Source organism: Sinorhizobium sp. BG8 (genome assembly GCF_016864555.1).
In the GTDB taxonomy this organism is placed as follows: domain Bacteria; phylum Pseudomonadota; class Alphaproteobacteria; order Rhizobiales; family Rhizobiaceae; genus BG8.
Genome location: NZ_CP044011.1, coordinates 385942 through 412452 on the forward strand (window position 1 = coordinate 385942; position 26511 = coordinate 412452).

Genomic DNA, 26511 nt, shown 5'->3' on the forward strand with positions numbered 1-26511 from the left:
CGCCAACCTCCTTAACCGCCGAGAGCATCCTCGAGGAATGCCGCGAGCTGCGAAAGATGCTTGGACATCAGGCCCGTCGCCGGAGATGCGGCTGCGGGACGTCCGGTGTAGCGGACGCGCTGATACTTGGCATCGATATGCGCCAGAACCCACTCGAGATAGGGGTCGATGAACGACCACGCACCCATGTTCTTCGGCTCTTCCTGGCACCAGACCATCTCGGCGTTGCGGAAGCGGCTGAGCTCGTTGATCAGCGCCTTCGCCGGGAACGGATAGAGCTGCTCCAGGCGCAGGAGGTAGATGTCGTCGATGCCACGCTTTTCGCGCTCTTCCAGGAGGTCGTAGTAGACCTTGCCCGAGCACATGACGACACGACGGATCTTCGCATCCTTCTGGAGCTTGATCGGACCGTCCTTGATGACCTCCGCATCGTCCCACAAGAGGCGGTGGAACGAAGACTCGCCCGCCAGTTCGGAGAGCGACGACACCGCCCGCTTGTGACGCAGCAGCGACTTCGGCGTCATCATGATGAGCGGCTTGCGGAAATCACGCTTCACCTGGCGGCGAAGGATGTGAAAGTAGTTCGCCGGTGTGGTGACGTTGGCGACCTGCATGTTGTCTTCCGCGCACATCTGAAGCCAGCGTTCGAGACGCGCCGAGGAGTGCTCCGGACCCTGGCCCTCATAACCGTGCGGCAGCAGGCAGACGAGGCCGGACATGCGAAGCCACTTGCGTTCGCCGGACGAGATGAACTGGTCGAAGACCACCTGCGCGCCGTTCGCAAAGTCACCGAACTGGGCTTCCCAGAGGGTGAGTGCATTCGGGCGAGCCAGCGAGTAGCCGTATTCGAAGCCGAGGACGGCCTCTTCGGAGAGCATCGAGTTGATGACCTCGTAACGGCCCTGTGCCGGAGAAAGATTGGCGAGCGGGATGTAGCGATCTTCGGTCTCCTGATCGTAGAGAACCGTGTGGCGCTGCGAGAAGGTGCCGCGTTCGCAATCCTGGCCGGAAAGACGGATCTTGGTGCCCTCGACGCAGAGCGTGCCGAAGGCGAGCGCCTCGGCCATGGCCCAGTCGATGCCTTCGCCGCTCGAGATCATGTTGGCGCGGTTATCCATGAAACGCTGGATGGTTTTGTGCGCCTTGAAGCCCTCGGGGATTTCGGAAAGCTTGCGTCCGATTTCCTTCAGCTGCTTCATCGACACAGATGTCTTTCCGCGCCGCTGCTCGTCCTGATTGTCGGCAGCACGCAGACCGGACCATGCACCGTCGAGCCAGTCAGCCTTGTTCGGCTTGTAGGACTGGCCGGCCTCGAACTCCTGCTCGAGAGAGGCGCGCCAATCGGCCCTCATCTTCTCGAATTCGCCTTCGGTCATGTGACCTTCGGCGATCAGGCGTTCGGCATAGAGCTGGACGACCGTCTTGTGAGCGCGGATTGCCCGGTACATCTTCGGCTGCGTGAACGCCGGCTCGTCGCCCTCGTTGTGGCCGAAGCGGCGGTAGCAGAACATGTCGATGACGACGGGCTTGTGGAACTTCATGCGGAATTCGGTCGCAACCTTGGCCGCATAGACCACGGCTTCCGGATCGTCGCCGTTCACATGGAAGATCGGGGCTTCGATCATCTTGGCCACGTCCGACGGATAGGGAGACGAACGGGAGAAGGCCGGATTGGTGGTGAAACCGATCTGGTTGTTGATGATGAAGTGGACGGTGCCGGCAACGCGGTGACCGCGCAGGCCCGAGAGACCGAGGATTTCGGCCACGACGCCCTGCCCTGCGAAAGCGGCATCGCCGTGCAGCAGCAGCGGCATGACCTTCACGCGTTCGCGCAAGGGAATGATGTCCCCCTCGAACACGGTCGCCATCTGGTCCTGCTTCGCCCGCGCCTTGCCCATCACGACAGGGTTGACGATCTCGAGGTGCGACGGATTGGCAGTCAGCGACAGGTGCACCTTGTTGCCGTCGAACTCGCGGTCCGATGAGGCGCCGAGGTGGTACTTCACGTCACCCGAACCTTCGACGTCGTCAGGCGCGTAGGAGCCGCCCTTGAATTCGTGGAAGATCGCCCGGTGCGGCTTTGCCATGACCTGGGACAGAACGTTGAGGCGTCCGCGGTGCGCCATGCCGAGAACGATCTCCTTGAGACCGAGCTGGCCGCCGCGCTTGATGATCTGTTCCAGTGCGGGAATGAGAGATTCGCCGCCGTCCAGGCCGAAGCGCTTGGTACCCTTGTACTTCACGTCGATGAACTGCTCGAAGCCCTCGGACTCGATCAGCTTCTGCAGGATCGCCTTCTTGCCTTCCGGCGTGAACTCTACACCCTTGTCCGGGCCTTCGATGCGTTCCTGGATCCAGCCTTTGATCTCGGGGTCGGAGATGTGCATGAACTCGACGCCGAGCGTGGAGCAGTAGGTACGCTCCAGGATCTCCATCATCTGCCGGATCGTGCCGTATTCGAGACCCAGCACGTTGTCGAGGAAGATCTTGCGGTCGTAGTCAGCCTCGGTGAAGCCGTAGGACGACGGAGAAAGCTCGTTATAGTCCTCGACCGGCGCAGCAAGCCCGAGCGGATCGAGCTTCGCATGGAGGTGGCCGCGCATGCGATAGGCGCGGATCATCATGATGGCGCGTACCGAGTCACGGGTCGCCTGGTTGACGTCGGCCTCGATCACCGGCTTGCCGGTTTCGGCAGCCACGGCCTCGGCCTTCGCCTTGACCTTCTTGTCGATGACCTTCTCGACGACGGCCCAGTCGCCGTCCAGCGCGGAGACCAGTTCGCCATTGGCGACGATCGGCCAGTTCTTCTTCTTCCAGGAAGCGCCCTTGGCAGCCTTCACCACGTCGGCGGGCTGATCAGCCAGCGCCTTGAAGAAGTCCCGCCACTCCTCGTTTACCGAGGAGGGGTCCTCTTCATACTTGGCATAGAGCTGCTCGATATAGGCTGCATTGGCTCCGTCGAGAAACGACGTGACCAGGAATTGCTCGTTGGCGTCTTGCCTTGCCATGGCTTATCGCGGGCGCCGCGCCCGCCTCCCGACTATGGTTCACCGGTTCGTCCGGTCATGATGTTCCGCGGGCGTGAACCGCCTCGGCGGAAGCGACAGTGATAGCGGGGCCGGCTCTTCGAAGCCGCCCCCGCCAGATTGGTGTACTTCTCAGCCCTTGAGGACTTCGACGAGCGTCTTGCCGAGGCGAGCCGGCGAAGGAGACACGCGGATGCCCGCGGCTTCCATCGCGGCGATCTTCGATTCCGCATCGCCCTTGCCGCCGGAGACGACAGCACCGGCATGACCCATGGTGCGGCCCTTCGGCGCCGTACGGCCAGCGATGAAGCCGGCCATCGGCTTCTTGCGGCCCTTCTTCGCCTCGTCGATGAGGAACTGCGCCGCATCCTCTTCCGCCGAGCCACCGATTTCGCCGATCATGATGATCGAAGTGGTGGCCTCGTCTGCGAGGAACATCTCGAGGACGTCGATGAACTCGGTGCCCTTGACCGGGTCGCCGCCGATGCCGACAGCGGTGGTCTGGCCGAGACCCTCGTTGGAGGTCTGGAAGACAGCCTCATAGGTAAGCGTGCCGGAGCGGGATACAATGCCGACGGAACCCTTGCGGAAGATGGAGCCCGGCATGATGCCGATCTTGCATTCTTCCGGCGTCAGGATACCCGGGCAGTTCGGGCCGAGCAGGCGCGACTTGGAGCGGTCGAGGCGGGCCTTGAGGCGCACCATGTCGGCAACCGGAATGCCTTCCGTGATGCAGGTGATGAACGGGATTTCCGCATCGATCGCCTCGATGATCGCGTCCGCGGCGCCAGCCGGCGGAACGTAGATCACGGATGCGTCCGCGCCGGTCTTTTCCTTGCCTTCGGCAACGGAAGCGAAGATCGGCAGGGTTTCGCCCTTGGAGCCGGTCCAGGTTTCGCCGCCCTTCTTCGGGTGGATACCGCCGACCATCTGCGTGCCGTAGTAGGCGAGCGCCTGTTCGGTGTGGAAGGAGCCGGTCTTGCCGGTCAGGCCCTGAACGAGGACCTTGGTGTTCTTGTTGACGAGAATCGACATGAGGTCTGGTCCTTGAGTTAGCCGTTGATCGCGGCGACGATCTTCTTGGCAGCGTCGTCCAGATCATCCGCGGCGGTGATCGCCAGACCGGATTCGTTCAGGATCTTCTTGCCAAGCTCGACATTCGTGCCTTCGAGACGAACGACCAGCGGAACCTTGAGGCCAACTTCCTGCACGGCTGCGACCACGCCTTCAGCGATAACGTCGCACTTCATGATGCCGCCGAAGATGTTGACGAGGATGCCCTCGACCTTCGGGTCGGCGGTGATGATCTTGAAGGCCGCAGCCACCTTCTCCTTGCCGGCGCCGCCGCCGACGTCGCAGAAGTTCGCCGGCTCCTTGCCGTAGAGCTTGATGATGTCCATCGTCGCCATTGCGAGACCGGCGCCGTTGACCATGCAGCCGATATTGCCGTCAAGCGCGACATAGGCGAGGTCCCACTTGGAGGCCTCGATTTCCTTGGCGTCCTCTTCGGTTTCGTCGCGCAGCGCCTTGATGTCGTCGTGGCGGAACAGGGCGTTGCCGTCGAACGAGACCTTGGCGTCGAGAACGCGCACGCGGCCGTTCTTCATGACGATCAGCGGGTTGATCTCAAGCAGGCTCATGTCCTTCTCGACAAAGGCCTTGTAGAGGATCGGGAAGAGCTTTTCGGCGTCGGCCTTGGCTTCGCCTTCGAGCTTCAGGGCCGCGGTCAGCTTCGCCAGATCGGCGGCGGTGACGCCGGCTTCCGGGTTGATTGCGACGGTGAGGATCTTTTCCGGCGTGTCATGCGCGACGGCCTCGATGTCCATGCCGCCTTCGGTCGAAACGACGAAGGCAACCTGGCCGACCGAGCGGTCGACGAGCAGCGAAAGATAGAGTTCGCGGTCGATGTCGGCGCCGTCCTCGATGTAGAGGCGGTTCACCTGCTTGCCGGCTTCGCCGGTCTGCGCGGTGACGAGCGTGTTGCCGAGCATTTCCTTGGCATGGGCCTTGGCTTCGTCGATCGAGAAGGCGAGGCGCACGCCGCCCTTGGCGTCGGGCCCGAGTTCCTTGAACTTGCCCTTGCCGCGGCCGCCGGCGTGGATCTGGCTTTTCACCACGTAAAGCGGGCCGGGGAGAGACTTCGCAGCAGCTTCTGCCTCGTCGGCGGAGAAGATTGCAACACCTTCCGCGACCGGCGCGCCAAAGCTCTTCAGGAGAGCCTTGGCCTGATATTCATGAATGTTCATGGGATCTGTCCTGTTATCTGCCGGAGGCGACTACTTGAGGGCCGGCGCGATGTTGATGCATGCCTCGCAGAGACCGGCGACGGCGCCGACCGACTTGTCGAAGGCTTCCTGCTCAGGCTTGTTGAGGTCGATCTCGATGATGCGCTCGACACCGCCCGCACCGATGACGGTGGGAACGCCGACATACATGTCCTTCACACCGTACTGGCCGGAGAGATAGGCGGCGCAAGGCAGGACGCGCTTCTTGTCCTTGAGATAGGATTCCGCCATCTCGATCGCAGAAGCAGCCGGCGCATAGTAGGCCGAACCGGTCTTCAGCAGGCCAACGATTTCAGCGCCGCCATCACGGGTACGCTGGATGATTTCTTCGAGGCGCTCCTTGGTGATCCAACCCATCTTGACGAGGTCGGTCAGCGGAATGCCGGCAATCGTGGAGTAGCGAGCGAGCGGCACCATGGTATCGCCATGGCCGCCGAGAACGAAAGCGGTGACGTCCTGAACGGAAACCTTGAACTCTTCGGAAAGGAAGAGGCGGAAGCGAGCGGAGTCGAGCACGCCGGCCATGCCGACGACCATGTTCTTCGGCAGACCCGAGAACTTCTGGAGAGCCCAGACCATCGCGTCGAGCGGGTTGGTGATGCAGATGACGAAGGCGTTCGGGGCATACTTCTTGATGCCCGCGCCAACCTGTTCCATGACCTTGAGGTTGATGCCGAGCAGGTCGTCGCGGCTCATGCCCGGCTTGCGGGCGACGCCTGCGGTGACGATGCAGACATCAGCGCCTTCGATCGCCGCATAGTCGCTGGCGCCGGTGAGCGAGGCGTTGAAGCCTTCGACGGGTGAGGACTGGGCGATATCGAGGCCCTTGCCCTGCGGAATGCCGTCCGCGATGTCGAACAGAACGATGTCGCCCAGTTCCTTCAGGCCGGCCAGATGCGCCAGCGTGCCACCGATCATTCCAGAACCAATAAGTGCGATCTTCTTGCGCGCCATGAAAGTGCTTCCTTTGCGATCCAAGTTCGAGGGCCGGACGTCGCAAACGCCAAACCGTCGGCGCAAGCCATTACGCCTCATCGGTTAATAATTCAACCCATTCTTTTGGACCAAGGAATTTCAATCGGTTAGAACCAGAAATTCTTACGTAAACGTAAGAATTCTCGTTGCACTTCCGTCACATTCCACGTCGCTTCTCAACGAAGTTGCGATAATAATCCTCGCTGCGCAGCTCGATCAGGCGGGAGACCGTACGGTCGAACTCGAACCCTTCGGTGCCCTTCCGGGTGACCAGCAGCTTTTCCGGAGCGGCGGCCGCCGAAGCGAAAAGACGGGCACCCTGGTCGTAGATCGTATCGACGAGATTGATGAAGCGCTTGGTCTCGTTGCGCTTGTCAGCCCCGAGAAAGGGGATGTGATCGACGAAGAGCGTATCGTAGCGCTCTAGGATCGCGAGATAGTCGGCCGCACCGACCGGCCGTTCGCAAAGATCCGCAAATGAGAACCGGGCCGACTTTCCCGCCGCTACCGGGACAACGATCCGGCGGCCCTTGATGGCGATCTCCGAGGAATTCACCTGCTCCCCCTCCGCCTCGCGATGCCAGGCCGCATCCATCGCCGCATCGCTCTCCGGTCCCAGGGGATACCGGAACACGGGGAGACCCGCGTCCTTCTCCAGCCTGTAGTCGGTATCGGAATCGAGAGCGACGACCTCGACATGCTTTTTGAGCAGTCCGACGAATGGCAGGAACAGTCCCCTGTTGAGGCCGTCCTTGTAAAGATTATCCGGCTCCACGTTGGACGTGGCGACGAGTATGCAGCCGCGCGCGAAGAGCTCCGCGAACAGGCGCGACAGGATCATAGCATCCGCAATGTCCGTGACCGAGAACTCGTCGAAGCAAAGGAGGCGCGCCTCCTCGATCAGCGCAGCCGCAACAGGCGGAACCGGATCAGCCTGCTTCGTCTCGCCATTCTTCAATTGCTGGCGATGCTTGTGGATGCGCTCATGGACATCGGCCATGAACTCGTGGAAGTGCGCCCGCCGCTTTCGCCGTGCCGGCGCCAGCTCGAAGAACATGTCCATCAGCATGGTTTTGCCGCGGCCGACGCCGCCGTAGATGTAGAGCCCCTTGGGCGCACTCGCCGTCTCAGGCTTCCGCGCGGCGAAGAGCCAGCCGAGCGCGCTCGACTTGCGCGCCGGGCGCTGGGCGTGGATCTCTTCGAGGAGGCGATCGAACCGGAGCGCCATTGCCGCCTGCAGCGGATCGGGCTGAAGTGCGCCCGATGCGACCATCGACTTCAAACGGTCGGAAACCCCGTGTTCGGGGTATGCGGAGACCTTGTCCCAGTCCTGGCCCATGGGCGAACGCTACCGATCTCGGAGGCGGAAGATGTTAACGCGACAGGCTTACCGGCTGTCCGGAACTCGTCGAACCGTCGAAGCGGGTGTCCGCAGTCTTGTAGAGCGTCGCGATGGAATTGCCGTTGCGATCCTTCAGGATGACCTGCTTGCCGGCGACTTCCCAGGATCCCATGGCGGTCAACTCTCCGGCGCAACCACGCGTGCCGCCGCGCGATCCGCTGCCCAGGTTGGTGAGCGTCAGGAACATGTCGCACGAAGAGGGACCATTGGAGACGCGCCAGTTGCCGACCATGGATTCCTTGGTGACGTCAAGGGCCGTGGCTGCGGCAGCCGTGTCGGTCGCAGCACCCTGGCCGGTCGCCATTGCCGTGTCGGTGGACGGCTTCTCGGGGAACTGCGACGTATCCGTGGAAGGATCCGGAAGCTGGCTCGACTGAACCGTTCCGATCGGCTGTGCTTCGAGCGGAGTGGCCATCGGCTGCGTGTTGATGCCGCTCATCGAGGTTCGCTGGCACCCGGCGAGCGCGAGCGCAATCATCAGTCCGCTCGCTGCATGAACAATCCGCATGTCGACACTCCTGCCCTGTCCCGGAATCTATGGTGCTACGCAACAACTCCCGCGGAATTACCTTGAATCGTCCTTGCAAATCAAGTCTGCAGCCGAATGTTTAATTTACCGGTAGCAGAGAATTACTGGAGATGGGTAGTGCCGGTTGTGCACTGCGGCACTCCTGCCGCGATCCTTTCACGCGAGCACCACACCTGCCAGCAGCGGATCGCCGCAAGCGGTACAGAACTAAGACGCCGGAGAACCGCGGCCGGACTGGGCAGTCCGGCGGCCGGTGGGCCTCGCTGCGCACGTTGCAGGCTGCAGTTTCTGTGACGTCCTTCTGCCGAAGGCGGTTCACGTTTTCGGGAAGAATGCTCTAGAGCCGGCGCTCGACCATCATCTTCTTGATCTCGCCGATCGCCTTTGCCGGGTTCAGCCCCTTCGGGCAGGCCTGGGCGCAGTTCATGATCGTGTGGCAGCGATAGAGGCGGAACGGATCCTCAAGATTGTCGAGACGTTCGCCCTTTGCCTCGTCGCGGCTGTCGATCAGCCAGCGATACGCCTGCAGGAGTACCGCCGGACCGAGGTAGCGGTCGCCGTTCCACCAATAGCTCGGACAGGAAGTCGAGCAGCAGGCGCAAAGGATGCATTCGTAGAGCCCGTCGAGCTTCAGGCGATCCTCGTGGCTCTGCTTCCATTCCTTGGCAGGCGTCGGAGACACCGTCTTCAGCCAGGGCTCGATCGAGCGATGCTGGGCGTAGAAGTTGTTGAGGTCCGGCACGAGGTCCTTGACGACCGGCATGTGCGGCAGCGGGTAGACCTTGATCGCTCCCTTCACCTCGTCCATGCCCTTGGTGCAGGCGAGCGTGTTGGTGCCGTCGATGTTCATCGCGCAGGAACCGCAGATTCCCTCACGGCAGGACCGGCGTAGCGTCAGCGTCGGGTCGATCTTGTTCTTGATGTAGAGCAGCGCGTCGAGAACCATCGGGCCGCAGTCGTCGACATCGATGTAGAATGTATCGATGCTCGGGTTCTTCCCGTCGTCCGGGCTCCAGCGATAGATGCGGAATTCGCGCGTGTTCGTGGCGCCGGCAGGCTTTGGCCACACCTTGCCTTCGGTGAGCTGGGAATTCTTGGGGAGAGCGAGTTCAACCATGTCCAGTTCACCTCGGGATCAGTAGACGCGGGCCTTGGGCTCGATCTTCTTCGGATCGATCCCGGGAGCGATAAGGTCGGTGTGAACGGGCCGATAGTCGAGCGTGACGTCGCCGGCCTCATTGACCCAGGCGAGCGTGTGCTTGCGCCAGTTGACGTCGTCGCGGCCGCCAAGCGGGCCGTCCTTGTAGTCCTCGCGCGCATGCGCGCCGCGGCTTTCCTTGCGGGCTTCCGCGCCGACGACCGTGGTGATGGCGTTGGCCATGAGGTTTTCCAGCTCGAGGGTCTCGACGAGGTCGGAGTTCCAGATCATCGAGCGGTCGGTAACCTTCACGTCAGGCAGTTCCTGCCAGATCGCCTTCATGCGGCAGCAGCCTGATTCAAGCGATTCCTGGGTGCGGAACACCGCTGCGTCTTCCTGCATCGTGCGCTGCATCTTCTCGCGAAGGATAGCCGTCGGCGTGCCGCCGTTCGCATGGCGAAGCCGGTCGAAACGCTCCATGATCTTGTCGCAGGCGGCCTTGTCGAGTTCGGGCACGGCCTCGTCGCGGTCGATGATCTGGCCGGCGCGGATGGCTGCCGCCCTGCCGAAGACGACGAGGTCGATCAGCGAGTTCGAGCCGAGCCGGTTGGCTCCGTGTACCGAGGCACAGCCGGCTTCACCGACGGCCATCAGGCCGGGAGCGAGGCGTTCGGGATTGGATCCGTCCGCGTTCAGCACTTCGCCCCAGTAGTTCGTCGGAATGCCGCCCATGTTGTAGTGGACGGTCGGCAGGACCGGGATAGGCTCGCGGGTAACGTCGACGCCGGCGAAGATCTTCGCGCTTTCGGAGATGCCCGGCAGACGCTCGTGCAGCACCGCCGGATCGAGATGGTCGAGATGCAGGAAGATATGATCCTTGCCCTTGCCGACGCCCCGACCCTCGCGGATTTCCATCGTCATGCAGCGCGAGACCACGTCGCGCGACGCAAGGTCCTTTGCCGATGGTGCATAGCGCTCCATGAAGCGTTCGCCTTCGGAGTTGACGAGATAACCGCCCTCGCCGCGCGCACCTTCCGTAATCAGACAGCCGGCGCCGTAGATGCCGGTTGGATGGAACTGAACAAACTCCATGTCCTGCAGCGGCAGGCCGGCGCGCGCGATCATTCCGCCGCCGTCGCCCGTGCAGGTATGCGCTGATGTCGCGGAGAAATAGGCCCGTCCGTAGCCGCCGGTGGCGAGCACCACCATCTTGGCCGAGAACCGGTGGATCGTGCCGTCATCGAGGTTCCATGCCACGACGCCGGTGCAGCGGCCGTCGCTCGACATGATCAGGTCGATGGCAAAATACTCGATGAAGAACTCGGCATTGTTGCGAAGCGACTGGCCGTAGAGCGTGTGCAGGATCGCATGCCCGGTGCGGTCGGCTGCCGCGCAGGTGCGCTGCACGGGCGGCCCTTCGCCGTAGTTCTGCATGTGGCCGCCGAAGGGGCGCTGGTAGATCTTGCCCTCTTCGTTGCGCGAGAACGGAACGCCATAGTGCTCGAGTTCGTAGACAGCCTTCGGCGCTTCCATAGTCAGGTACTGCATGGCATCGACATCGCCGAGCCAGTCGGAGCCCTTGACGGTATCGTAGAGGTGCCATTGCCAGCTGTCCGGCGTCATGTTCTGCAGCGAGGCGGCGATGCCGCCCTGTGCCGCGACAGTGTGCGAACGCGTCGGAAACACCTTGGTGATGCACGCGGTCTTCAGACCCTGTTCGGCCATGCCGAGGGTTGCCCGCAGGCCGGCGCCGCCCGCTCCAACCACGATCACGTCGAAAGAGTGGTCGACATACTCATAGGCTTTGCCGCTTGCGGCCGGCGAAGAGATCGATGCCATGATGGATTATCCTGCGAAAGCGATTTTCAGGACGGCAAAAAGACAGAGCCCGCCCACGAGAATCGTAAAGAACGTATTGAGCATCAGGAGCGCGATTTTCTGGCCTTCGGCGTGAACATAGTCCTCGATGATGACCTGCATGCCGAGCTTCATGTGATAAAGACCGGAGATAACCACGAAGCCCATCAGAACCGCGATCAGCGGGTTGGAGAGCGCCGCTCTGGTCTCCGCATAGGAAGCTGAGCTGTGGGTAATGAGGAAGCCGACGAAGAAAATCAGAAGCGGCACGTTGGCGACCGCCGTCAGACGCTGGCGCCAGAAGTGCTCCGTGCCTTCCTTCGCCGAGCCGAGACCGCGAACCTTGCCGAGAGGTGTGCGCATATCCATTGATCGTACTCCTTCAGCGCATCGCATAGCCGACGATCCAGATCAGGATCGTCAACACCACGGAGCAGACCACCGTCGCCTTCGCGACCTTGGTCGCAAAATGCTTCTCGTAGCCGTAACCCATGTCCCACATGAAATGGCGCAGCCCGCCCAGCATGTGGTGCACCAGCGCCCAGGTGTAACCGAAAAGGATGAGCCGACCGACAAGCGTTCCGAAGAACCAGCTCGCCCATTCGAAATATGCTTCTCCGGATGCGAGCGCGACCAGCCACCAGGCGACAAGGATTGTGCCGAAGTAAAGCGCCCCGCCGGTGATGCGGTGAACAATGGACATAACCATTGTTGGAATCGGCTTGTAGATTTGGAGATGCGGCGAAAGCGGCCGGCTTTTGGTGACATTCGTCATCGGAACCTCACGGAACCCCGGAGGTCGGCCCTAAAACTGGACAGTTTTTCTCCGGAATTGCAGTATGTTGTGCGCAATGCAGTGCATGCGACGTTTAATCACCGGATTGCCTAACCACAAGTCTCATTGCAGTGCAAAATCAATTTAATCGATTAGACGCAGAAGGTGTATTTTCGGCCACCAGCACGCGGCCCTCGCCGGTTAACGATAAGTAACGATTCCATAACCAGATTCGTGACTTTCGGGGTCGGATGGTCCAGACTGTCGTTAAGGATCTGTTAAGCGTATTCCGGAGGCTGGAGCAGAATGACTCTGTTTTTATCGACCCGCCTGGTCAAGGTCGCGGTAGCCGCAACTCTGTTCTGCGGGGCATTGGCCCAAGTCGCCGAAGCGGCCGACCGGACGCGGTTCCATCACCGGCACAACTCGCATGCCCGCAACCACAAGAACAAGATTCCCGACATAAACACGTTCAACGGAAACCGCCCATACTTCGGAACCAACCGACGCTTTGCCTGGGACGGCCGTGGCGATTGGGGCGGCCGGGGTAACTGGGGCGGTCGGGGTGATTGGGGCGACCGGGGGAATTGGCAAGGACAGCGCCAGTGGCGTGGGCAGCGCAACTGGAACAATGGCGACCAGTTTCCACGCATAAACACGTTCAACGGAAATCGCCCCTACTACCGGGGCTATGGACCCTATGCCTGGGACGGACAGACCAACTACGGGCGCCGCGGATATTTCGGCCGGGACGAGATCGTGATCAGGAACCAGCGCCCGTGGCCGACCGGCCAGACCAGCAGCGGTTATGAGAACAACTTCTACGGCGGCGCCCTTTCCGCCTACAACGATCCGGGCAACGGCATGTATTTCTACTGGGCGGGCAATGACTTCCCGGGTATGGACAGGATGCCGCCAATGCCGTCGCGGGGTGGCAAGGTCATCGCCGTGACGCCGGGCTATACCGGCGGCTGCTCATGGGAATCAGGCGTCTGTGTGGTGAGGCCCTGAGGGACACAGTCCTCAGGCGGGTTCCGGCAGGAACCGCCAGACGGTCGTCTTCTTGACTTCGCTGTCTTCCAGCTGGCGGGTGACGGAAACCTCGTAACTCGCGAGCGCCTCCATGCGCTGGCGCGGGCAATAGCTGCGCCCGGGATCGCCGACCATCACGAGCGCGCCCCGCTGCGCAAGGCGAGAAAACCACGGCACAAGCCGATCGGCGAACTCGCGATCGTAGAAGACGTCACCGGCAAGGACGACATCCCAGCCCTCATCGCGTCCGATGAGATCGTCTTTCAGGAATGTCAGCCGCACATCGTTGAGGGCAGCGTTCAGCCGCACTGCGGTTTCCGCCCAGGGATCGATGTCGGCGGCCGTCACGTGCTCGGCACCCGCCATGGCAGCGGCAATGGCTACGAGGCCCGATCCGCTGGCGAAATCCAGTACGCTGCGGCCTCTCACCAGCTCCGGATTATCGATGACATGCCGTGCAAGCCCCTGCCCGCCCGCCCAGGCGAACGCCCAGAACGGCGGCGGCAGTCCGATCTCCTCGAGCTCCGCCTCCGTCTTCAGCCAGAGCTCGTGAGCTTCAGACGCGAGATGCAACCGAACTTCGGGCACGTGCGGCGGAACCAGCACACCGGTATTCGCCAGAATGAAGCTCTCCGGATCTGTCTTCACGCTTCCGTCCTGTCGGGCCGGCTGCAGCCCTCGTTCTCGGATCTCACTTCGGCGGATTGTCCAGTCCGCCCATGCGGCAGACCTCGATCCACTCATCATCGGTTACGGGCTGTACCGAAAGCCGCATCGACGTCACCAGCGACATTTCGGACAGGGCCGGATTGGCCTTGATGTCCTTCAGGCTCACCGGCCGCGGCAGGTCACGAACGGCACGGATATCGACGCAGTCCCAGCGCGGATCGTCACCTGCAGTGGAATCAGGGTGGGAGAGCGCGCAGACCTCCGTGATGCCGACGATCTCCAGCCCTTCGTTCGAGTGATAGAAGAACCCCTTGTCGCCGATCTTCATCGCACGCATGTTGTTGCGCGCGAGATAGTTGCGCACGCCCGTCCATTCCGTTCCCTGCTCGCCTGCTTCCTTCTGCATGGTCCAGGACCATTTGAACGGTTCGGACTTATACAGCCAGAATGCCATTCCTTCACGCCTCCGGCTTGTTGAACGTCCAGGTCCAGGGCTTCACGTCCACGGTCGCGAACAGGCCCGCCTTGCTGAACGGATCGGCCTCTGCAAGCGCGCGGGCCGCATCGAAGCTGTCTGCCTTGACGACCACGAGGCTGCCGTTTGGTTTGCCGTCGCCATCGAGGAACGGCCCGGCGAATGCGAGCCTGCCTTCGGCGTTGAGGCGATTGAGGTGCTCCACATGCGCGGGGCGGGTATCGAGCCGCAGTTGAAGGGAGTTCGGTTTGTCGGTGCAAAGGAGAGCGAAGTACATGTCAGTCGTTCCTTTCGTTGATCATTCCTGAGTGATTGGGCGGGACATCAGCTGCACGATCGCCGTCTTGATGTCCATGCGGCCACCGACGATCGCGGCAACCGCTGCCGTGACCGGCATATCGATGCTCAGCTTTTCGGCGACCGAGGCGGCCACCGACGCAGCAAACGCGCCTTCGACGAGGTCGCCGGGCCATCCGTCCGCCGTTCCGTGCCGACCGAGCGCGATGCCGAAGCGCAGATTGCGCGACTGGTGGCTTGTTCCCGTCAGCACGAGATCGCCCAGACCCGAAAGACCAGTCACCGTGATCGGATCGCCCCCATGTGCCGCAACGAATCGCGACATTTCCGCCAGCCCTCTCGCTATCAGTGCCGCCCGGGCGGAATCGCCGAGCCCCGCGCCTTCCACGATTCCGCAGGCGATCGCGAGCACATTCTTGAGCGCCCCGCCGAGTTGCACTCCGATGCGGTCGGCGGATGGATAGAGCCGGAAGGTCGGCCCCGAAAGAGTCTCGGCGATTTCAGCGGCCTGTCGCGCCGTCTCCCCGGCGATGACCATCGCGGTCGGCAGCCCCTTCGCGATGTCTGCGGCAAAGCCCGGACCGGACAGCACGGCAACATGCCTGCCGGGCAATTCCTCTTCCAGCACCTCCGTCAGCAGGCGACCGGACGACTTCTCCATGCCCTTGGCGCATATCGCTACCGATGCCTGGGGATCAAGATAGGACGCCAGTTCCCGCGCCGCCGTTCTCTGCGCCTGCGAGGGCATGGCAAAGAGTACGATGGGTGCGCCTTGAAGAACCGTCGGATCGATAGACGCCGTGAGATTTTGGGACAGGTCGATCCCTGGCAGTACCTTCTCGCTTCGATGCCGCTCGGAGACTTCGCGCGCCACGCTTTCCTGGCGCGCAAGCAGGACCACGTCGCAGTCCCCCTTCGCAGCCGCGACCGTTGCGAGCGCAGTGCCAAACGCCCCCGCACCGACGACAACGACTTTTTTCCTGTCACTCATGCTTTTGCGCCCCTCTTGCCGGAACCGAGCAGCGCTGCCGCATCAGCATCGAGTGGCCAGCGTGAGCGCGGCGCGACGGAAAGGGGATCGGCCTCCAGTCCGGTCGCCATTCGCTCGAGCGCTGCCCAGGCAATCATGGCGGCGTTGTCGGTACAGAGCGCATGGGGCGGCGCGACGAACCGAAAGCCGCGCCGGGCGCAAAGCTTCTCCAGCGTCTGACGCAGGACCAGGTTCGCTGCCACACCTCCCGCGACGACGAGCGCGGGCGATCCCACGTCCGCAAACTCCTTCTTGAAACGCTCGAGGCCGCGTCCGATGCGATCTTCCAGCGTGCGCGAGACCGCCTTCTGGAACGAGGCGCAGATGTCGGCAACGTCCTGGTCGGTCAACGGCTCTATCGACTGCGCGGCCTGGCGAACGGCCGTCTTTAGGCCGGAGAAGGAAAAGTCGAGCCGCGCTTCACCGACCAGGGGCCGGGGCAGCGGAAAGCGATCCGCATTGCCGTTTCGCGCCGCGCGCTCGACCGCGGGTCCCCCCGGATAAGGCAGGCCCAGAAGCTTCGCCGTCTTGTCGAAGGCTTCTCCGAGCGCATCGTCGATGGTCGTGCCCCAGCGTTCATACTTGTCGACCCCGCGCACGAGGATCAGCTGCGTATGTCCGCCCGAGACGAGAAGCATGAGATAGGGGAAGGACAGCCCGTCCGTCAGCCGCGCCGTGAGCGCGTGTCCCTCGAGATGATTGATTGCGTAGAGGGGCTTTCCTGTGGCGCGTGCGATCGCCTTGCCCGTCATGAGGCCGACGATCAGGCCGCCGATCAGCCCCGGTCCGCTTGTCGCCGCAATCGCATCAACGTCGGCAAGCTTGAGGTCCGCCCGCAACAGGGCCTCGGAAATCAGACTGTCCAGTGCTTCGACATGCGCGCGCGCCGCAATTTCCGGCACGACGCCGCCATAGGCGCTATGCTCGTCAAGCTGGCTCAGCACCACCTCTCCGAGGATTGTGCCTTCCCCGCTTTCGGAGCGCCGCACGACAGCCGCGGCGGTCTCGTCGCAGCTTGTCTCGATGCCGAGTATGGTGAGATGGGACGACATGAAGCACGCTGGTTGATTGCGATGGCTGCGAAAGCCGGTTACGAGAACTCCCGGTAACAACGGATGACGGCGGATGCAAACAAAACCTTTCAGGATCGGCACGCGGGGCAGTCCCCTGGCCATGGCCCAGGCTCACGAAACGCGCGCGCGCCTCATGGCCGCCCACGGCCTTCCGGAAGAGATGTTCGAGATCGTGGTCCTTTCAACGAAAGGCGACCGCATTACCGACCGGTCGCTGGCCCTCATCGGAGGCAAGGGTCTCTTCACGGAAGAGATCGAAGCCCAGCTTTCGTCCGGAGAGCTCGACTTCGCGGTGCACTCCTCCAAGGACATGCCGACGAAGCTTCCCGAGGGGCTCGAGCTTGCAGCTTTCCTGCCCCGCGAGGACATACGCGACGCATTCATCGGCCGCACATCGAAACGCCTCTTGGAACTGCCTGAAAATGCAACGGTCGGCTCCGCCTCCCTGAGGCGCCAGGCTCTCATTCGCAGGCTTCGCCCGGATCTCAATGTTGTCGTGTTCCGCGGTCAGGTCGAGACGCGGCTGCGCAAGCTCGACGAGGGCCAGGCCGATGCCACCCTGCTCGCTTTCGCGGGCCTGAAGCGCCTCGGCAAGAGCGACATCCCCACGGAGCTCCTCGATCCCGATCAGTTTCCGCCCGCCCCGGCGCAGGGCGCCATATGCGTCGAGGCGCGAAGGGACGATCGCCGTGTGCGCGACCTGCTCTCAGCGATCGACGATGCGACCACCCATCAGGCGGTCGCCTGCGAACGCAGCTTCCTCGCTTCGCTGGACGGCTCCTGTCGCACCCCGATCGCGGGCTACGCGGTATCGGACGGAATGCAAGTCCGGTTCCGCGGCATGATCCTCACCCCGGACGGCACCCGGTTCCACGAGGTCGAGGAGACGGGCCACGCTTCGGCCGCGGCGATGGTCGGTGAAAGAGCGGGCGTGCGCATCCGGGAAGAGGCGGGCTCCTCCTTCTTCGAGAGCTGGAGCTGATGCGCGTACTCGTCATCCGCCCCGAGCCTTCTGCCCAGCGTACCGCAAGAAAACTCACTTCGCTCGGTCACGACCCTATCGTCTTGCCGCTTGCGGCAGCCGAGAATGACACCGACGGGACACGGGAAGCGCTGAAGGAGCCGCACTCGTCGCTCGCCATCACGAGCGCGCAGGCGGTGCGCGTCCTGCAGTCCCTCGGCCCCGAGCTGGATCGACACCTCCTTTCGACGGTCTTCGCCGTTGGCCGATCGACGGCCCGTGTTGCGACAGAGACGGGCTTCCGGACCGTTCTCACCGCCGAAGGCGACGGCCGCGAACTCGCGGACTTCATCGCCGCGCATTACCGCAATTTCGGCACCCCCGTGGAACCGACGCTTTATCTCGCTGGTATTCCCCGCGCGCCAAACTTCGAGGCCCGTCTCAAGGAACACGACATCCGTTTCAAGACGGTCGACAGCTATCGGATGAAGCCGATCCGGCCGCCGCGGGCGACGTTGCGGCCGATACTGCTGGATGGCAGACCGGACGCAATCCTCTTCCATTCGCGGGAATCCGCCGTTCGCTTCTTCCAGCTGCCAATGGTCGAAGAGTATCCGGACCAGTTGCAAAGCACGCTCCTTCTCTGCATGAGCCGCAATGTCGCTACGGCCGTACCCGAACGGTTTGCCGCTTCCGTGGTCGTCGCATCCAGACCGGACGAAGACAGTCTCCTCGACCTGCTGTAGCCGTCAGGAATTGCCCCGCTCGGCGAGGCAAAGTCAGCAAAATTCGCCGAGGGGCTTTTCCTCGATGGCAAGCCTGTCTACGTTTGTGGCAGAGCATCAGACCTTGAGGAGTTCTCCATGGACCCCGACAAACCGTCGCGTCGACAAAAATCCGACCAGCCGCCAGTCACGATCGAAATAGAGTCTCCCCCCATCAAGGAGAGCGATCCACACGTACCGGCGGAGCAGGAGGTGGATACTGCGGTCTCCGCCCAGCCCGAGGAGACCGTCGCTGACGCTCCTGTAGGGTCGGAAGCAGCAGCTTCAGAGAAGGTTGCCGAGGAGGAAAATTCCGCCTCCACGACATTTTCCGAGGCCGAGTCGCATTCCTATTTCGGCGGCAGCGATGCCGCGAAGGCACCGGAACCCGTCCCCCCTCGCAGGGGCAGTGCCGGACCGCTCGCTGCCGGCATACTCGGCGGCCTGATCGCGCTCGTGGGTGCTGGAAGCCTGCAATATGGGGGCTACCTGCCGTTCCTCGGTCCACAAGAGGAGGAATCGAACGCGGCCGTCGATGCGCTTTCCGAGGAAGTTGCGAGCCTGAAGGCTACGCTGGCGCAAGCGCCGAGCGCGAGCCCTGACCTTGTGCCACTGGAGACCCGGATCGCCAGTCTGGAGCAGAGCCTTGCGAACGCACCTTCGTTGAGCAGCGGAAACACGACCGAGACATCAACGGCACTTGCCTCTCTTGAAGCGAAGGTTTCGGCCCTTTCAACAGAACTCGCAACGGTCAGCAAGCAGGCAGAAGACGCGGCGCGCGCAAGCAGCGGGAGCGAGACCCAACTCGATGAGAGGCTTGCTGTCGTCGAACAGAAGCTTGAGAAGCCTGAGAAGGATGTCTCTGTGGCCCGCGCCATGGGCGCGGCCACGCTGAAGACGGCGATTGACCGCGGTGGCCCATACCTGGCGGAGCTCGAAGCACTTGCGAGCGTCGCACCGGACGATCCGGCAATTGCGGGCCTTCGCGAACGGGCTGCCGTCGGTGTCGTATCGCGCAGCCAGCTCGCCGCAACCTTTCCGGATACCGCCGACAAGATACTGGCGGCCATCCATCAGCCTCAGGGCGACGAGGGCGTCATTGCCCGGCTGATGTCGAGTGCCACCTCCGCCATCCGCATTCGCCCGGTCGGCAGCGTCGAGGGAGACAGTCCCGAGGCGATCGTCGCGCGTATTGAAGACAAGGTGCGCAATGGCGACCTGAAGGGCGCGGCAATCGAATGGGAAGTTCTGCCTGAGGCAGGAAAGGCCGCCGGAGCCGACTACAAGACACTGCTGGATCAGCGGGTCGCCGTCGAGGATCTGGTCGGCGCCGTCGTTTCACGTTCCATGTCAAGCACCGGAACCCAGGGATGAGGAAAGAGTAGATGGTTCGTATCCTGGTCTTCGCACTCATTGTTCTGGCCCTGGGATCGGGCTTTGCCTGGCTTGCGGACCGCCCCGGCGAGCTCTCGCTCGTCTGGCAGGGCCAGCGTGCCGACATGAGCCTGATGGTCGCCGCCACGCTGCTCGTATCCTTCCTTGCGGCAGTGATGCTTGCCTGGTGGATCGTTCGGGTCGTCCTGACGTCGCCCCATTCCATTCAGCGCTACTTCCGCGCCCGCAAGCGGGACCGGGGCTATCAGGCCCTGTCGACAGGACTTATCGCCGCCGGAGCCGGTGATGCGTCCCTCGCCCGCAAGATGAATGCACGGGCAAGAGGTCTCATCCGCGCGGACCAGGAACCCCTGATCCACCTGCTCGAGGCACAGGCCGCCCTGATCGAAGGACGGCACGACGAGGCCCGGCAGACATTCGAACGCATGGCGGACGATCCAGAAACGAGGGAACTGGGCCTGCGCGGCCTGTACCTCGAAGCGCGAAGGCTCGGCGCAAACGAAGCGGCACGCCAGTACGCCGAGCGAGCCGCGGAGAAGGCTCCACACCTCCCATGGGCCGCCGAAGCGGCGCTCGAGTATCGTTCGCAGGCAGGCGACTGGGACGACGCGCTTCGGCTCGTCGATCAGACACGATCCACCACAAGCACGGACAAGGCGGCGAACGACCGAAGGAAGGCCGTGCTTTTGACGGCAAGGGCCGGCGGCAGGCTGGAGGCCGACCCGAGGGGTGCTCGCGACGATGCGACCCACGCACTGAAGCTCTCGGAAAACTTCGTGCCGGCAGGTCTGATCGCCGCGAAGGCCTACCTCCGCGAAAACAACCTCCGCAAGGCGGCATCCCTGCTCGAACAGCTTTGGAAGGGCCAGCCGCATCCCGAAGTCGCCAAGCTCTATGTCAGGGCGCGCAACGGCGACTCGGCAAGCGAGCGGCTGAAGCGTGCGGAAAAGCTCGAGGGCCTGCGTCCAAACAATGTCGAGGCGCTGATTGCCGTGTCCGAAGCGGCGCTCGAAGCACGGAATTTCCACCTGGCACGCGACAAGGCGGAGGCGGCGGCGCGATTGTCGCCACGTGAAGGCATCTTCCTGCTCCTGGCCGATATCGAGGATGCCGAAACCGGCGATCAGGGCCGCATCCGCCACTGGATGAACCAGGCATTGAAGTCTCCGCGTGACCCGGCCTGGACCTCCGACGGTATTGTCGCTTCGGAGTGGATGCCGGTTTCACCGGTGACCGGCAAGCTGGACGCCTTCGAGTGGCGGGCACCCGTCTCCCAGCTCGACGGTCCGGTCGAGGAAGGATCGGCCAATCCGGCGGAGGAGGCGATCCGCACGCTCCCGCCGATCGCCGTTACGGCCGCGAAGGCAGAGGCGGCAAGCCAGCCGGTCGCAGAGAAGGTTCAGACAATCCATATTGAACCCGCCCAGAAGGCAGAGAAGAAAACGTCGGACAAGACGGCTGAAGACAAGAAACAGGCCGGCAGCATCGGGGAGGAGAAGCCATTCTTCGGCGGACTGCCGGATGATCCCGGCGTGAAGGGCGAAGTGCGCAAGGAAGCGGCTTCCGCATTCCGGTTGTTCTGATCGACGCAAGGGGTAGTGGGCTAAGGATGTTCGAGCGGTTGCAGCAATTCGTCGCGAGCCTGTCGGGAGATTCGAAACGCGGCCTTGCCACAGGTGATCCGCGCGTCGCCGTGATCGGGCTGTGCATCCAGGTCATGGAAGCGGACGGGCAGATCCTGGAGGTGGAACGCGAGGCGTTGCGATCGGCTTTCAAGGACCGCTACCACGTGAACGACGCCGAGTTCGACGCACTCGTCGACGCTGGAACAAGTGCCGAGAGCGAGGCGATCGATTTCTTTCGCTTTACCTCCGAACTCAAGCGCCAGCTCTCGGAAGACCAGCGAATTGACCTTGTCGGCCTGCTGTGGGAAATCGTTTATGCCGATGGCGTCCGCAGCGAGCTGGAAGATCATGCCCTCTGGCGCATAGCTGATCTGCTTGGGGTGACCAGCAGGGAGCGCATCATGAAGCGGCAGGAGGTAGCCGGGAGGATTGGTGAAACCGGAGGGGGCGAGGAAGCGCAGGACGCCTGAGACGATGTTGGAAATACCGCGGAAGCCGGGCGACAACCGGCCCATTCTGATCGTGCTCCACCAGGAGTCCTCCAGCCCAGGGAGGGTCGGCCACATCCTTCGAGAGATGGGCTTCGACCTGGACATTCGCAGACCCGTTCTCGACGATCCTCTTCCGCCGACATTGAACGACCACGCCGGCGCCGTCGTGTTCGGCGGCCCCATGAGCGCGAATGACAACTATGACTACGTCCGGCGCGAGATCGACTGGCTCTCGGTCCCCCTGACGGAGAACCGCCCGTTTCTGGGCATCTGCCTCGGGGCGCAGATGCTGGTCCGGCATCTCGGAGGTAAGGTCGGCCCCGATGCCAACGGCATGACGGAGATCGGCTGGTATCCGTTGAAGGCAACGGATGCCGGCCACGAACTGATGGTCTGGCCAAGCATGGTCTATCAGTTCCACCGCGAGGGCTTCGAGCTACCGCGCGACGCAACCCTGCTTGCAACCGGCCACCACTATGAAAACCAGGCGTTCCGATATGGAGAATCCGCCTGGGGTATCCAGTTCCATGGCGAGCTCACGCTCGCGATGATGCACCGCTGGGTCGTTCGCGGCGCCGAGCGTTTCGAACTGCCGGGAGCCCAGATCGGCAAGGCGCATCTCGATGGCCGCATGCTTTACGACGCTGCTCTGCGTGTCTGGATGAAGGCATTTCTCAACCGCATCTTTCATGAGCAGTGAACCCGGTCGTCATTCGCTCCCTGCGTGCTCGGAATGAGCCGGCCATGAAAGTTGCCGACCGGGGAGCGGAACGGTTGTTCCAATAGCGGTAAGCGGCCGGATGATGCGCGGGGGATCGTCACGGGCGCAAGGACGCACGTTAAACATGTTTGCCGGTTGGACCGTACTGCGCACTTGCTGCTTTCCGCGCCAATGTCTACATGTCAGCACGGATTAAATTGGAGAAGACAATGATAGCGGTCATCAACACCCTATTGTTCATCATCAGCATCGCGTGGTTTTTGGTCATCGCATCGGCGATCTTTTCCTGGCTCTACGCGTTCAACGTGATCAACGCGAACAATCAGGTCATCGCCACGATCGGGCGATCGCTCTACCAGTTGACTGAACCGGTCTACCGGCCGATCCGTCGCATCCTGCCGAATTTCGGCGGCGTCGATCTTTCGCCACTCGTTGTTCTGGTCATCCTGTTCTTCCTGGAGCAGGTCATCCGCAGCGTCCTCGCACCCGCCCTCCTCGGGCTCTGAGCCGGCCAGTCGGTCCGGCTCCGCCGTGCGGCCATCAGCGGACCAGAAATGAAAAATCCTCCGGCTCGCTTGGCGAACCGGAGGATTGATTGGACGACCGTCGATTACTCCGGTCGAGTTACTTCTGAGCCTTGGCCCGCTCTACCGCTTCCTTGATCAGTTCCTTGGCCGCAGCCGCGTCCTGCCAGCCGAAGATCTTGACCCACTTGCCGGGTTCCAGATCCTTGTAGTGCTCGAAGAAGTGTTCGATCTGCTTGAGAGTGATTTCCGGCAGGTCCGTGTAGTTTTGAACCTTTTCGTAGCGCAGGGTGAGGTGCGTCGAGGGAACGGCGATGATCTTCTCGTCCTTGCCCGAATTGTCTTCCATCATCAGCACGCCGATCGGGCGCACATTGATGACACAGCCCGGAACGAGCGGCCGGGTGCTGGCGATCAGAACGTCGATCGGGTCGCCGTCGTCGGAGAGCGTGTGCGGCACGAAGCCATAGTTGCCGGGATAGGTCATCGGCGTATAGAGGAACCGGTCGACGACGAGCGTGCCGGCTTCCTTGTCCATCTCATACTTGATCGGATGTCCACCGACGGGAACCTCGACGATTACGTTGACGTCTTCCGGCGGGTTCTTTCCGATGGAGATTGCATCGATACGCATGGTGACTCCTGAATGCTGTGGAATTTGCGGTCTCGATAAAGGGAAACATCCTGCAACGCAACATCACTTTCGTTGTGCCGCCGCAGGGGGCGACACTAAAGCACTGCCGGACCACGGCCCGGTGGCGATCACCGACCCGTCCTGCAACCTCGTTCGATGCGTGAAGTGGCGGCGTTATCGCCAGGCGAAACCGATCTTCTTCAGATCCTTGTCGCCGAAGTTTTCCATTCCCTCGGCGATGTCGACGCCGCCCTCCGAGCGGAAGAACCGCTCAGCGTGCTCGCTGTCTTCGAGGCACCAGACCACAAGCCCGTCACACCCAAGGGACTTGAGCAAGCGCCGGGCTTCCCCGAAGAGCATCCGCCCGAGGCCGAGCCCCTGGTATTCCGGACGCAGATAGATCTCGTAGATTTCGCCCTCGTAGGGCAGCGCCTTGGCGCGATTCAATCCGAGGGTGGCATAACCCGCCACCGTCCCAGCAACGTCGAGAACCAGCAGTGTCGCCGGGCCGCGGGTCGCCTTGCGCCACCAGTTCTCGTTGCGGCGTTCCACCATGTTGATCAGCGGCTTGTGCGGTATGAGGCCGGAGTAGGTGTGCAGCCAGGATACCCGATGGGTCTCGGATATCGCCCGCGCGTCCTGCGGCTCGGCGCGCCGCACATCGATCGACAAAGTTTTCATGATGTGACTCTATTCCGGCACAAACGCCGCAGGAATCCCGGCGACTCCGGCGATCCCGCTTGCCCACAGGCAAGTTTGTTACGGCGCTTCGGAAAGTTAACGCTTTTTTAACATTCGTCACAAGGCGTAAAACGATAGCACACATGAAAAACCCCGGCGCGAGGGCCGGGGCTTTTCATCACTTCCATGTGACCGCCAAGGGCGAATCACATGCCGGCTGCTGCACGGGACTTTTCGAAGCGCTTGCGCTCATTCGGATCAAGATAGAGCTTGCGGAGACGGATGGACTTCGGCGTGACTTCCACCAGCTCATCGTCCTGGATCCAAGAAAGCGCGCGCTCAAGCGTCATCTTGATCGGCGGGGTGAGGCGCACCGCTTCATCCTTGCCGGCGGCGCGGATGTTGGTGAGCTTCTTGCCCTTCAGCACGTTCACTTCCAGATCGTTGTCGCGGGTATGGATGCCGACGATCATGCCTTCGTAGACCTTCTCGCCAGCGTCGATGACCATCGGCCCGCGGTCTTCGAGGTTGAAGAGGGCGTAGGCCACTGCCTCGCCGGCTTCGTTGGCCAGCAGGACTCCGTTCACACGCCCGCCGATCTCGCCCTTGAAGGGCTGGTAGTCGTGGAACAGGCGGTTCATGATCGCGGTGCCGCGCGTATCGGTCAGAAGCTCAGACTGGTAGCCGATGAGGCCGCGTGTCGGCGCGAAGAAGACGAGACGGACGCGGTTGCCGCCGGAAGGACGAAGCTCGACCATCTCGGCCTTGCGCTCCGACATCTTCTGCACGACGACGCCGGAATGCTCTTCATCCACGTCGATGACGACTTCCTCGATCGGCTCGAGCATCTGGCCCGTCGCCTCATCCTTGTGCATGACAACGCGCGGACGCGAAACGGCAATCTCGAAGCCTTCGCGGCGCATCGTTTCGATGAGCACGGCGAGCTGAAGTTCGCCACGACCGGAAACGAAGAACGAGTCCTTGTCGCCCGACTCTTCGATCTTCAGCGCGACGTTGCCTTCGGCTTCCTTGAAGAGACGGTCGCGGATGACGCGGCTCGTCACCTTGTCGCCTTCGGTGCCGGCAAGCGGCGAGTCATTGACAATGAAGGACATGGTAACGGTCGGCGGGTCGATCGGCTGTGCCTTCATGGCCTCGGAGACCGAGGGATCGCAGAATGTATCGGCGACCGTACCCTTGGTCAGGCCGGCAATGGCCACGATGTCGCCCGCATGGGCTTCTTCGATAGCCGTGCGCTCGATACCGCGGAAGGCGAGGATCTTCGATATACGGCCGTTTTCGATGAGCTGGCCGTCCTGGCCGAGAACCTTGACGGTCTGGTTCGGCTTGATCGAACCGGAATGGATGCGGCCGGTGATGATACGACCGAGGAAGGGGTTGGCTTCGAGGATTGTGCCAATCATGCGGAACGGGCCTTCGGCAACCGTCGGCTCCGGCACGTGCTTCAGCACGAGATCGAGCAGCGGCGCCATGCCTTCGTCCTGCGGGCCTTCCGGGTTGACGTTCATCCAGCCGTTGCGGCCCGAACCGTAGAGGATCGGGAAGTCGAGCTGTTCGTCGGTGGCGTCGAGATTGGCGAAAAGGTCGAAGACCTCGTTCAGCACTTCCTCGTGGCGGCCGTCCGGACGGTCGATCTTGTTGATCGCGACGATCGGCTTCAGGCCGACCTTGAGCGCCTTGCCGACCACGAACTTGGTCTGCGGCATCGGGCCTTCGGAGCTATCGACGAGAACGATCGCGCCGTCCACCATCGAGAGGATGCGCTCCACTTCACCGCCGAAGTCGGCGTGGCCGGGCGTGTCCACGATGTTGATGCGCGTGCCCTTCCACTCGACCGAAGTCGCCTTGGCGAGAATGGTGATGCCGCGTTCCTTTTCCAGGTCGTTGGAATCCATGACGCGTTCAGCAACGCGCTGGTTCTCGCGGAAGGAGCCGGACTGTTTCAGGAGTTCGTCGACGAGGGTGGTCTTCCCATGGTCAACGTGCGCGATGATCGCGATATTGCGAATGGACATATGAATATCTCTGAGGTTACGGGCGCGCACGCATGCGGAAGGCGCCATTTGCATTTGGGGCGTCCATACATCGAATTACGCAATTGCGAAAGGGGGCAAGCCGAACTCTGTCTCCT

At 62.4% G+C, this 26511-nt stretch carries 25 protein-coding genes and 1 pseudogene; 8 read left to right on the forward strand and 18 right to left on the reverse strand.

The features are described from left to right. Window positions 1-11 precede the first annotated feature (11 nt). From F3Y30_RS01810 to sdhC, 10 genes are all read right to left on the reverse strand, one after another. Window positions 12-3008 (reverse strand): 2-oxoglutarate dehydrogenase E1 component, encoded by a 2997-nt coding sequence (locus tag F3Y30_RS01810; protein WP_203424880.1) that lies wholly within the window; start codon window positions 3006-3008, stop codon window positions 12-14. Window positions 3009-3158: 150 nt separating this feature from the next. Further along, window positions 3159-4061 (reverse strand): succinate--CoA ligase subunit alpha, encoded by a 903-nt coding sequence (gene sucD, locus F3Y30_RS01815; protein ID WP_203424881.1) that lies wholly within the window; start codon window positions 4059-4061, stop codon window positions 3159-3161. Window positions 4062-4078: 17 nt separating this feature from the next. Continuing rightward, the gene (gene sucC, locus F3Y30_RS01820; RefSeq protein ID WP_203424882.1) at window positions 4079-5272 is read right to left on the reverse strand and encodes an ADP-forming succinate--CoA ligase subunit beta; all 1194 of its coding nucleotides are present in this window, start codon (window positions 5270-5272) and stop codon (window positions 4079-4081) included. 30 nt (window positions 5273-5302) lie between these two features. Continuing rightward, window positions 5303-6265, reverse strand: a complete 963-nt coding sequence (gene mdh, locus F3Y30_RS01825; protein WP_203424883.1) for a malate dehydrogenase — start codon at window positions 6263-6265, stop codon at window positions 5303-5305. 178 nt (window positions 6266-6443) lie between these two features. After that, window positions 6444-7625, reverse strand: coding sequence for a cell division protein ZapE (gene zapE, locus F3Y30_RS01830; RefSeq protein WP_246752846.1), 1182 nt, complete (start codon window positions 7623-7625; stop codon window positions 6444-6446). 34 nt (window positions 7626-7659) lie between these two features. Next, a complete protein-coding gene (locus F3Y30_RS01835) occupies window positions 7660-8196 on the reverse strand; it encodes a protease inhibitor Inh/omp19 family protein (protein ID WP_203424884.1) in 537 nt (178 codons plus the stop codon). 358 nt (window positions 8197-8554) lie between these two features. Beyond that, window positions 8555-9334 carry a succinate dehydrogenase iron-sulfur subunit gene (locus tag F3Y30_RS01840; RefSeq protein ID WP_203424885.1) on the reverse strand — a complete coding sequence of 260 codons (780 nt, stop codon included), beginning with the start codon at window positions 9332-9334 and terminating at the stop codon, window positions 8555-8557. 18 nt (window positions 9335-9352) lie between these two features. Beyond that, the gene (gene sdhA, locus F3Y30_RS01845) at window positions 9353-11194 is read right to left on the reverse strand and encodes a succinate dehydrogenase flavoprotein subunit (RefSeq protein WP_203424886.1); all 1842 of its coding nucleotides are present in this window, start codon (window positions 11192-11194) and stop codon (window positions 9353-9355) included. 6 nt (window positions 11195-11200) lie between these two features. After that, window positions 11201-11581 (reverse strand): succinate dehydrogenase, hydrophobic membrane anchor protein, encoded by a 381-nt coding sequence (sdhD, locus tag F3Y30_RS01850; RefSeq protein ID WP_203424887.1) that lies wholly within the window; start codon window positions 11579-11581, stop codon window positions 11201-11203. 13 nt (window positions 11582-11594) lie between these two features. Further along, window positions 11595-11987 carry a succinate dehydrogenase, cytochrome b556 subunit gene (sdhC, locus tag F3Y30_RS01855; RefSeq protein ID WP_203424888.1) on the reverse strand — a complete coding sequence of 131 codons (393 nt, stop codon included), beginning with the start codon at window positions 11985-11987 and terminating at the stop codon, window positions 11595-11597. Window positions 11988-12293: 306 nt separating this feature from the next. Between sdhC and F3Y30_RS01860 the strand changes: the two genes are divergently transcribed. Next, the gene (locus tag F3Y30_RS01860; RefSeq protein WP_203424889.1) at window positions 12294-12998 is read left to right on the forward strand and encodes a hypothetical protein; all 705 of its coding nucleotides are present in this window, start codon (window positions 12294-12296) and stop codon (window positions 12996-12998) included. Between the two features lie 12 nt (window positions 12999-13010). On the opposite strand, the pseudogene F3Y30_RS01865 reads toward F3Y30_RS01860, so the two are convergent. From F3Y30_RS01865 to tsaD, 5 genes and pseudogenes are all read right to left on the reverse strand, one after another. Beyond that, window positions 13011-13714 (reverse strand): annotated as a pseudogene (locus tag F3Y30_RS01865) (methyltransferase). Beyond that, window positions 13711-14142, reverse strand: coding sequence for an EVE domain-containing protein (locus F3Y30_RS01870; protein ID WP_203424891.1), 432 nt, complete (start codon window positions 14140-14142; stop codon window positions 13711-13713). Before F3Y30_RS01870 ends, F3Y30_RS01865 begins: the two are co-directional and overlap by 4 nt. A gap of 4 nt (window positions 14143-14146) precedes the next feature. Next, window positions 14147-14440, reverse strand: coding sequence for a YciI-like protein (locus F3Y30_RS01875; protein ID WP_203424892.1), 294 nt, complete (start codon window positions 14438-14440; stop codon window positions 14147-14149). Window positions 14441-14461: 21 nt separating this feature from the next. After that, the gene (locus F3Y30_RS01880) at window positions 14462-15451 is read right to left on the reverse strand and encodes an NAD(P)H-dependent glycerol-3-phosphate dehydrogenase (protein WP_203424893.1); all 990 of its coding nucleotides are present in this window, start codon (window positions 15449-15451) and stop codon (window positions 14462-14464) included. Then, window positions 15448-16542: a tRNA (adenosine(37)-N6)-threonylcarbamoyltransferase complex transferase subunit TsaD gene (gene tsaD / locus F3Y30_RS01885; protein WP_203424894.1), complete on the reverse strand. Its 1095-nt coding sequence runs from the start codon at window positions 16540-16542 to the stop codon at window positions 15448-15450. Before tsaD ends, F3Y30_RS01880 begins: the two co-directional genes overlap by 4 nt. Window positions 16543-16615: 73 nt before the next feature. Here tsaD and hemC point away from each other — a divergent pair, with 73 nt between their 5' ends. The 7 genes from hemC to F3Y30_RS01920 all read left to right on the forward strand — a co-directional run bounded on the left by hemC (window position 16616) and on the right by F3Y30_RS01920 (window position 23026). Further along, window positions 16616-17545, forward strand: coding sequence for a hydroxymethylbilane synthase (hemC, locus tag F3Y30_RS01890; RefSeq protein ID WP_203424895.1), 930 nt, complete (start codon window positions 16616-16618; stop codon window positions 17543-17545). Next, entirely contained in the window at window positions 17545-18270 is a 726-nt protein-coding gene (locus F3Y30_RS01895; protein ID WP_203424896.1) for a uroporphyrinogen-III synthase, read from the forward strand. The genes hemC and F3Y30_RS01895 overlap by 1 nt, the downstream gene beginning before the upstream one ends. Window positions 18271-18387: 117 nt before the next feature. Beyond that, window positions 18388-19662 carry a COG4223 family protein gene (locus tag F3Y30_RS01900; protein ID WP_203424897.1) on the forward strand — a complete coding sequence of 425 codons (1275 nt, stop codon included), beginning with the start codon at window positions 18388-18390 and terminating at the stop codon, window positions 19660-19662. Window positions 19663-19673: 11 nt separating this feature from the next. Then, entirely contained in the window at window positions 19674-21266 is a 1593-nt protein-coding gene (locus F3Y30_RS01905) for a heme biosynthesis protein HemY (protein ID WP_203424898.1), read from the forward strand. Between the two features lie 26 nt (window positions 21267-21292). After that, complete coding sequence (locus tag F3Y30_RS01910) at window positions 21293-21778, forward strand: TerB family tellurite resistance protein (RefSeq protein WP_203424899.1); 486 nt, start codon at window positions 21293-21295, stop codon at window positions 21776-21778. A gap of 4 nt (window positions 21779-21782) precedes the next feature. Continuing rightward, complete coding sequence (locus tag F3Y30_RS01915; RefSeq protein ID WP_203424900.1) at window positions 21783-22499, forward strand: glutamine amidotransferase; 717 nt, start codon at window positions 21783-21785, stop codon at window positions 22497-22499. A gap of 230 nt (window positions 22500-22729) precedes the next feature. Further along, window positions 22730-23026 carry a YggT family protein gene (locus F3Y30_RS01920; RefSeq protein ID WP_203424901.1) on the forward strand — a complete coding sequence of 99 codons (297 nt, stop codon included), beginning with the start codon at window positions 22730-22732 and terminating at the stop codon, window positions 23024-23026. 118 nt (window positions 23027-23144) lie between these two features. On the opposite strand, the gene ppa is transcribed toward F3Y30_RS01920, so the two are convergent. From ppa to typA, 3 genes are all read right to left on the reverse strand, one after another. Beyond that, complete coding sequence (gene ppa / locus F3Y30_RS01925) at window positions 23145-23678, reverse strand: inorganic diphosphatase (RefSeq protein WP_203424902.1); 534 nt, start codon at window positions 23676-23678, stop codon at window positions 23145-23147. A 174-nt stretch (window positions 23679-23852) separates the two neighbouring features. Beyond that, a complete protein-coding gene (locus F3Y30_RS01930) occupies window positions 23853-24359 on the reverse strand; it encodes a GNAT family N-acetyltransferase (RefSeq protein WP_203424903.1) in 507 nt (168 codons plus the stop codon). Between the two features lie 206 nt (window positions 24360-24565). Next, a complete protein-coding gene (typA, locus tag F3Y30_RS01935; protein ID WP_203424904.1) occupies window positions 24566-26395 on the reverse strand; it encodes a translational GTPase TypA in 1830 nt (609 codons plus the stop codon). Between the last annotated feature and the right edge of the window lie 116 nt (window positions 26396-26511).

Excerpts from the sequence above, each read along its gene's own strand:
- F3Y30_RS01860 (WP_203424889.1), top strand. The coding sequence starts at position 12,294 with ATGACTCTGTTTTTATCGACCCGCCTGGTCAAGGTCGCGGTAGCCGCA.
- tsaD (WP_203424894.1), bottom strand. The coding sequence starts at position 16,542 with ATGTCGTCCCATCTCACCATACTCGGCATCGAGACAAGCTGCGACGAG.
- F3Y30_RS01920 (WP_203424901.1), top strand. The coding sequence starts at position 22,730 with ATGATAGCGGTCATCAACACCCTATTGTTCATCATCAGCATCGCGTGG.
- F3Y30_RS01870 (WP_203424891.1), bottom strand. The coding sequence starts at position 14,142 with ATGGCATTCTGGCTGTATAAGTCCGAACCGTTCAAATGGTCCTGGACC.
- F3Y30_RS01900 (WP_203424897.1), top strand. The coding sequence starts at position 18,388 with ATGGACCCCGACAAACCGTCGCGTCGACAAAAATCCGACCAGCCGCCA.
- F3Y30_RS01930 (WP_203424903.1), bottom strand. The coding sequence starts at position 24,359 with ATGAAAACTTTGTCGATCGATGTGCGGCGCGCCGAGCCGCAGGACGCG.
- zapE (WP_246752846.1), bottom strand. The coding sequence starts at position 7,625 with ATGGGCCAGGACTGGGACAAGGTCTCCGCATACCCCGAACACGGGGTT.
- F3Y30_RS01840 (WP_203424885.1), bottom strand. The coding sequence starts at position 9,334 with ATGGTTGAACTCGCTCTCCCCAAGAATTCCCAGCTCACCGAAGGCAAG.
- F3Y30_RS01880 (WP_203424893.1), bottom strand. The coding sequence starts at position 15,451 with ATGAGTGACAGGAAAAAAGTCGTTGTCGTCGGTGCGGGGGCGTTTGGC.
- sdhA (WP_203424886.1), bottom strand. The coding sequence starts at position 11,194 with ATGGCATCGATCTCTTCGCCGGCCGCAAGCGGCAAAGCCTATGAGTAT.
- F3Y30_RS01835 (WP_203424884.1), bottom strand. The coding sequence starts at position 8,196 with ATGCGGATTGTTCATGCAGCGAGCGGACTGATGATTGCGCTCGCGCTC.
- F3Y30_RS01905 (WP_203424898.1), top strand. The coding sequence starts at position 19,674 with ATGGTTCGTATCCTGGTCTTCGCACTCATTGTTCTGGCCCTGGGATCG.
- F3Y30_RS01875 (WP_203424892.1), bottom strand. The coding sequence starts at position 14,440 with ATGTACTTCGCTCTCCTTTGCACCGACAAACCGAACTCCCTTCAACTG.
- F3Y30_RS01910 (WP_203424899.1), top strand. The coding sequence starts at position 21,293 with ATGTTCGAGCGGTTGCAGCAATTCGTCGCGAGCCTGTCGGGAGATTCG.
- sdhD (WP_203424887.1), bottom strand. The coding sequence starts at position 11,581 with ATGGATATGCGCACACCTCTCGGCAAGGTTCGCGGTCTCGGCTCGGCG.
- sdhC (WP_203424888.1), bottom strand. The coding sequence starts at position 11,987 with ATGACGAATGTCACCAAAAGCCGGCCGCTTTCGCCGCATCTCCAAATC.
- mdh (WP_203424883.1), bottom strand. The coding sequence starts at position 6,265 with ATGGCGCGCAAGAAGATCGCACTTATTGGTTCTGGAATGATCGGTGGC.
- typA (WP_203424904.1), bottom strand. The coding sequence starts at position 26,395 with ATGTCCATTCGCAATATCGCGATCATCGCGCACGTTGACCATGGGAAG.
- hemC (WP_203424895.1), top strand. The coding sequence starts at position 16,616 with ATGCAAACAAAACCTTTCAGGATCGGCACGCGGGGCAGTCCCCTGGCC.
- F3Y30_RS01810 (WP_203424880.1), bottom strand. The coding sequence starts at position 3,008 with ATGGCAAGGCAAGACGCCAACGAGCAATTCCTGGTCACGTCGTTTCTC.
- ppa (WP_203424902.1), bottom strand. The coding sequence starts at position 23,678 with ATGCGTATCGATGCAATCTCCATCGGAAAGAACCCGCCGGAAGACGTC.
- F3Y30_RS01915 (WP_203424900.1), top strand. The coding sequence starts at position 21,783 with ATGTTGGAAATACCGCGGAAGCCGGGCGACAACCGGCCCATTCTGATC.
- sucC (WP_203424882.1), bottom strand. The coding sequence starts at position 5,272 with ATGAACATTCATGAATATCAGGCCAAGGCTCTCCTGAAGAGCTTTGGC.
- sucD (WP_203424881.1), bottom strand. The coding sequence starts at position 4,061 with ATGTCGATTCTCGTCAACAAGAACACCAAGGTCCTCGTTCAGGGCCTG.
- F3Y30_RS01895 (WP_203424896.1), top strand. The coding sequence starts at position 17,545 with ATGCGCGTACTCGTCATCCGCCCCGAGCCTTCTGCCCAGCGTACCGCA.